The 6,000-nt window shown below is 66.2% G+C and carries 7 protein-coding genes; 6 read left to right on the top strand and 1 reads right to left on the bottom strand.

Features of this window, described 5'->3' with window-relative positions:
* Positions 1–408 precede the first annotated feature (408 nt).
* The 6 genes from KXC43_RS48600 (at position 409) to KXC43_RS48625 (ending at position 5,317) form a co-directional block, all read left to right on the top strand.
* On the top strand, positions 409–1,374 hold the full coding sequence (locus KXC43_RS48600) for a PstS family phosphate ABC transporter substrate-binding protein (RefSeq protein ID WP_438870962.1): 966 nt from the start codon (positions 409–411) through the stop codon (positions 1,372–1,374).
* Positions 1,375–1,380: 6 nt separating this feature from the next.
* Entirely contained in the window at positions 1,381–2,325 is a 945-nt protein-coding gene (gene pstC, locus KXC43_RS48605) for a phosphate ABC transporter permease subunit PstC (protein ID WP_221383116.1), read from the top strand.
* Entirely contained in the window at positions 2,322–3,233 is a 912-nt protein-coding gene (pstA, locus tag KXC43_RS48610) for a phosphate ABC transporter permease PstA (protein ID WP_221383117.1), read from the top strand. The genes pstC and pstA overlap by 4 nt, the downstream gene beginning before the upstream one ends.
* A gap of 7 nt (positions 3,234–3,240) precedes the next feature.
* The gene (pstB, locus tag KXC43_RS48615) at positions 3,241–4,116 is read left to right on the top strand and encodes a phosphate ABC transporter ATP-binding protein PstB (protein ID WP_255646130.1); all 876 of its coding nucleotides are present in this window, start codon (positions 3,241–3,243) and stop codon (positions 4,114–4,116) included.
* A gap of 19 nt (positions 4,117–4,135) precedes the next feature.
* On the top strand, positions 4,136–4,882 hold the full coding sequence (locus KXC43_RS53140) for a winged helix-turn-helix transcriptional regulator (protein WP_221383118.1): 747 nt from the start codon (positions 4,136–4,138) through the stop codon (positions 4,880–4,882).
* A 66-nt stretch (positions 4,883–4,948) separates the two neighbouring features.
* A complete protein-coding gene (locus tag KXC43_RS48625; protein WP_221383119.1) occupies positions 4,949–5,317 on the top strand; it encodes an ArsR/SmtB family transcription factor in 369 nt (122 codons plus the stop codon).
* 246 nt (positions 5,318–5,563) lie between these two features.
* Here the strand turns inward: KXC43_RS48625 and KXC43_RS48630 are convergent.
* The coding region (locus KXC43_RS48630; RefSeq protein ID WP_221383120.1) for an NAD(P)/FAD-dependent oxidoreductase at positions 5,564–6,000 on the bottom strand (437 nt) is incomplete at its 5' end.

The raw sequence follows: 6,000 nt of genomic DNA on the forward strand, positions 1-6,000 counted from the left end.
TTGTCGATCGGCATGAATTCGCTCCGTGGATCTGCGAGGACTCGGCACCGGACGGAGCACGTCCAGGGTCCGGTCGAGGGGTTGCGCCTCCCGAGGCGATTCAGGAATGATTGAGTCAACGTATCTTGAGGCATGCCGGGGGAGTGTGCGGTGCGCCAGGGGTGGTGCGCGACCTCAAGTCGAACCGTAAAAGTGAACTGAGAATGAACCAACGGCGTCAAGAAGTGAAGATAGATGCGTTCTGAGCTGCGAAAATAAAGAGGCGTTTATGTTCACCGCCCGTTCACCTTGCATATGGGTCGGGCTCACATAAGCCGTCTTTTATGAGCGGCGTCGGCGGTCGTCGCCGGCTTCATGGCAACGCCCGGCAGCCCCGGTTGCCGGCCTGTTCGCAGAGGACTGAACGTGATCAAGACGGTGCGCGGGCGGCTGACCGCCCTGACTGCCGCGCTGTTCCTGACGGCGGCCCTCACCGCCTGCGGCAGCGACAATCCATCAACAGACTCCGGCGGCGACACCGCCGAACAACTTTCCGGAGAGGTCAAGGTCGACGGTTCCAGCACGGTCGGCCCGCTGAGCAAGGCCGCCGCCGACCTCTACGCGGAGGAACAGGCCAAGGTCAACGTCACGGTTGGCACCTCCGGCACCGGTGGCGGGTTCAAGAAGTTCTGCGTCGGCGAGACGGACGTTTCCGACGCGTCCCGGCCGATCAAGGACAGCGAGAAGGCCGAGTGTGACGCCAAGGGCGTCAAGTACGCCGAGTTGATCGTAGCCAACGACGCTCTGTCCGTGGTGGTCAACAAGGAGAACACCTGGGCGGAGTGCCTCACGGTCGCCCAGCTCAAGAAGATCTGGGAACCGAAATCCAAGGTCACGAACTGGAACCAGGTCGACCCGTCGTTCCCCAACGAGCCGATGAAGCTGTTCGGTGCGGGCACCGACTCGGGCACGTTCGACTACTTCACCGCCGAGATCAACGGTGAAGAGGGCGCCAGCCGCACCGATTACACCCCGACCGAGGACGACAACGTCACCGTGCAGGGCGTCACCGGCTCCAAGGGCGGCCTCGGCTACTTCGGCTTCACCTACTACGAGGAGAACGCTGACAAGCTCAAGCTGGTCAAGGTCGACGGTGGCGGCGGCTGCGTCGAGCCGAGCGTCGCCACCGCCCAGGACGGCAGCTACAAGCCGTTGTCGCGGCCGCTGTTCGTCTACGTCTCCGGTGCATCTTTGGCCAAGCCGCAGGTGAAGGACTTCATCGACTTCTACATCCAGAACATCGACGAGGTCGTCAAGGAAGCCAAGTATGTTCCGCTGACCGCCGAGCAGAAGACCACCCTGGCCGCCGAGTTCGCCGAGCTGCAGAAGAGCTGATCGGCTGTGGCTGCGGACACCTCCCGCCGTGACGTCCCCGCCGCCGGTGTGCGGCGGGGACGGTCCCGCCCGGGCGAGCGCCTCATCGAAACCCTGCTCATCGTGGCGGCAGTGGTCTCGGTCGCGACCACGATCGGCATCGTGGCGTCGCTGTTCATCCCGACGGTGGAGTTCTTCGGCCAGGTGAGCATCGTCGAGTTCTTCACCAAGACGATGTGGACGCCGCTGTTCGCCGACAAGCACTACGGTGTGCTGCCGCTGCTGGTCGCCACGCTGTGGGTCACGGCGATCGCCATCGTCATCGCGGTGCCGCTGGGCATCGGCGCCGCCATCTACCTGTCGGAGTACGCCCACACCGGTACCCGCAAGGTCCTCAAGCCGGTCCTGGAGATTCTCGCCGGCATCCCGACAGTGGTGTACGGCTTCTTCGCCCTGACCTTCCTCAACCCGATCCTGATCGACTGGTGGCCGACCGCGGACAAGCCGGAGTTCCAGAACCTGCTGGTCGCCGGGATCGCCATGGGCATCATGATCGTGCCGACCGTGGCCAGCCTGTCCGAGGACGCGATGAGCGCCGTCCCGCGATCGCTGCGTGAGGGCGCCTACGCCTTGGCGTCGACGAAGATGCAGGTCTCCACCCGCGTCGTCGTCCCGGCCGCGCTGTCCGGCATCGTCGCCGCGATTGTGCTCGGTTTCTCCCGTGCTCTGGGCGAGACGCTGATCGTCACCATCGCCGCCGGCCTCAAGACAGCCGACGTGCCGACCTCACCCATCCAGGGCGCGGCCACGATGACCAGCTACATCGCCGGCGCCGGCCAGGGCGACCTGCCGGTGAACTCCCTGGAGTACCTGACGATCTTCGCGGTCGGCGCGACCCTGTTCGTCTTCACGTTCGCGCTCAACGTCCTGTCCATCCGCCTGGTGCGCAAGTTCCGCGAGGTGTACGAATGACCGCCGCTGCCGCCGCCCGCGAAGCCGTCGCCGCCCCACCGCCACCGCTCACCCAGCGCCGGATCCGGCCCGGCGAGATCCTGTTCCGGCTCGCCCTGCAGCTCTGCCTGCTGATCGCGTTCGCGTTCCTCGTGGCGTTGGTCGTCTTCGCCGTCTACAAGGGCTGGGACCGGCTCGACGCCCGGCTGTGGCAGCAGATGCCTACCGGCCGGGCCTCCCGCGTCGAGAGCGCCGGCGTGCAGTCGGCGATCACCGGCACGCTGTGGGTCATCGCGCTGACCGCGCTGATCAGCCTGCCCACCGGCATCGCTTCGGCGATCTACATGGAGGAGTACGCCGACAACACCCGCTGGTACAACCGGCTGCTGGAACTCAACATCCAGAACCTGGCCGGCGTGCCGTCGATCGTGTTCGGCATCCTCGGCCTCGGCCTCATCGCCCGGGTGATCGGGCTCGGCTTCACCGTCATCACCGCCGCGATCGTGCTGTCCCTGCTGGTCCTGCCGACCGTCATCATCGCCAGCCGCGAAGCCCTGCGCGCCGTGCCGCAATCGATCCGACAGGCCTCGTACGCCCTGGGCGCCACCCGCTGGCAGACCACCGCCCGGCAGGTGCTCCCGGCCGCCATCCCCGGCATGGCCACCGGAGCGATCCTCGCGCTGTCGCGGGCGCTGGGAGAGGCCGCGCCGCTGATCCTGCTCGGCGCGGTCACCTTCATCCGCTTCAACCCCGACAGCCTGTTGTCGACCTACACCACCCTGCCGATCCAGATCTACAACCTGATCAAAGAACCACAGGCCGAGTTCCAGGAGCTCGCCGCAGCCGCGATCGTGCTGCTGCTGGGCATCCTGCTGCTGATGAACTCCGCCGCCATCGTCATCCGCAACAAGTTCCAGAAGCGCTGGTGAACACGCCATGACCACCCCCGACCCGAAGGACGCCGCCATGACCCACCCGGCCCCGCCCTTGATTACCACCGCTGTGCGTTTGTCAGCCGACGACGGCGTCGCCCACGAACCGGTGCTGACGCTCAAGGACATCTCCGTCTTCTACGGCGACTACGAAGCGGTCCGCGGCGTCGACATGGCCATGGCCGGCAACCAGATCACCGCGCTCATCGGCCCGTCCGGCTGCGGCAAGTCCACCGTGCTGCGCTCACTCAACCGGATGAACGACCTCATCCCCGGCGCCCGCGTCGCCGGAACCATCAGCTACCACGGCCAAAGCCTCTACGCCCGCGAGGTCGACCCGATCGAACTGCGCCGCCGCATCGGCATGGTCTTTCAGAAACCCAATCCGTTCCCCAAATCCATCTACGACAACATCGCGTACGGGCCCCGAGTCACCGGCATGAAGGTGACGAACATGAACGACCTCGTCGAGCAGGCGCTGCGCGACGCCGCCCTGTGGGACGAGGTCAAGGACAAACTGAAACAGTCCGCGCTCGCGCTGTCCGGCGGCCAGCAGCAACGGCTGTGCATCGCCCGCACCATTGCCGTGCGCCCCGAGGTGATCCTCATGGACGAGCCTTGCTCAGCGCTCGACCCGATCGCCACCGGCAAGATCGAAGATCTCATGATCAACCTCGCCGCCGACTACACGATCGTGATCGTCACCCACAACATGCAGCAGGCGGCCCGGGTGTCGCACCGCACGGCCTTCTTCACCGCGGAGGTCGACGAGGCCGGTATCCGCCATGGCCGGCTGGTCGAGTACGAGGACACCAACAAGCTGTTCACCAACCCCAACCACAAGCAGACCGAGGACTACATCACCGGCCGTTTCGGCTGAGATGCAAGCCTCGTACGCCGTGAAGGCCACGATGCCGACCGAGCCGACCAATCCCCCCGAGTGCCGGCCGACCGCTGCTCGCGTCAACCGCACCCGGTTCCTGCTGATCATCCTCGACCCCGACCGGGAGAGCGCCGAGCAACTCGCCGACTCCCTGCATGAACGCCAGATCGACGCGATCGTCATCACCGATCCCGCCGAAGCGCTCCTGGAAGTCGGTGTATTGCAGCCGGACGCCGTGCTGACCGCCGCCCACGTCCCCCCGATGACCGGATCGGCGATCGCCCGTGCCCTCTACACCAAGGCCTGCATCCCGACGCTGGTCGCCGTCGGCCCGAATGACGGCGACCAGGTCGCTCAGGCCCTGGCTGCCGGCGCGCGGGCCTGCGTCTCGCGTCCCTACCGAACCTTCGACATTCTGCAGCTACTGCAGGCGATCTCCCCGGAGACGGCAACGGAGTTCCAGGCTGTGCTCGAGGTCGGGGCGCTGCGTCTCGATCCGTCCCGATTCGAGGTGCGTCTGGGCGATGCTTTGATCACCATGCCGTTACGTGAGTTCCAGCTCCTGCAACTGATGATGCAGAACGCCGGGCGTGTATTGACCCGCCAGCAGATCCATCAGCTCATCTGGCATCGGGGTGAGGAATCCTCGAACACCCTCAACGTGCACGTTCGCCGCATCCGCGCCCGCCTCGGCGACGACCCCAAGCATCCCAGCATCCTGGTGTCGGTGCGCGGCCTCGGCTACCGCCTCGATCCGCCGTGACCAGGCCACCGCGTTGTTCACTTTCCCGTCATTCGCCGGTCCCTGAGCGCTTCCTAAGCTTGGATCATGCCTGCCGCCCGAACCCGCCCGGTGAATCCGGCCGATTGTGCCGCCGATCCGGCTGGGCCGCCGCTGGCCCGCATCGACGCTGAACAGCTGGCCCGGCTCTTCAAGGCCCTCTCCGACCCGACCCGTCTGCAGATCCTGTCGGTGATCGAGGCCTCCGCCACGGGCGAGGCATGCGTGTGCGACCTGACCGAGCCGTTCAACATGACGCAGCCGGCCATCAGCCACCACCTGCGCACCCTCGTCGACGCCGGGCTGCTCAACCGCGACAAGCGTGGCAGCTGGGCCTGGTACTCCCTCGTACCCGACCGGGTCGCCTTCGTACGGGATCTTCTCCCCGGTTCGGCTTCTCAGCGTGCCGCGGCCTGAGGATTCGGTTCCCCCGATAGTCCTCGCGCGAAGCCCGACCCGGGCGTCGGCAGACGCAAGGGAATGCCGTGCTGGTCGGCCACCGCGAATGACATTCGGCGAACGTACTCAGCATCGGGCTTGTCGTTGCTGAGCGACTCCGTTGTGCACCAGCGAGGGCGCCGCGTCAAGGTCACGAGCCGTCGACGCGGCACCGCTGGCCGCGGCGAACCTCAGCCGGCGCCCTGCACATGCGGAATGTGTTCGTCAGATCTCGACGAATGAGGCGATGAAACGCTCGGCGTCCAGCGCGGCGGCGGTGCCGGTGCCGGCGGCGGTGATGGCTTGGCGGTAGGTGTGGTCGACCAGGTCACCGGCGGCGAAAACGCCCGGGATGTTGGTGCGCGTCGACGGGTGGTCGACCTTGACGTAGCCCTCGTCGTCGGTCTCGATCTGGCCCTTGAAGAGCTCGCTGCGCGGGTCGTGGCCGATGGCCACGAAGACGCCGGTCACGTCGAGCACCTTCGCTTCGCCGGTCTGGATGTTGCGCAGACGTGCGCCGGAGACCTTGCCGTCGTGGCCGATGATCTCTTCGACCACCGAGTTCCACTCGACCTTGATCTTCTCGTTGTTCAGCGCCCGCAGCTGCATCACCTTGCTGGCCCGGAACGAGTCGCGCCGGTGCACGATCGTCACCGACTCGG

The organism is Paractinoplanes polyasparticus (assembly GCF_019710575.1).
GTDB lineage: Bacteria > Actinomycetota > Actinomycetes > Mycobacteriales > Micromonosporaceae > Actinoplanes > Actinoplanes polyasparticus.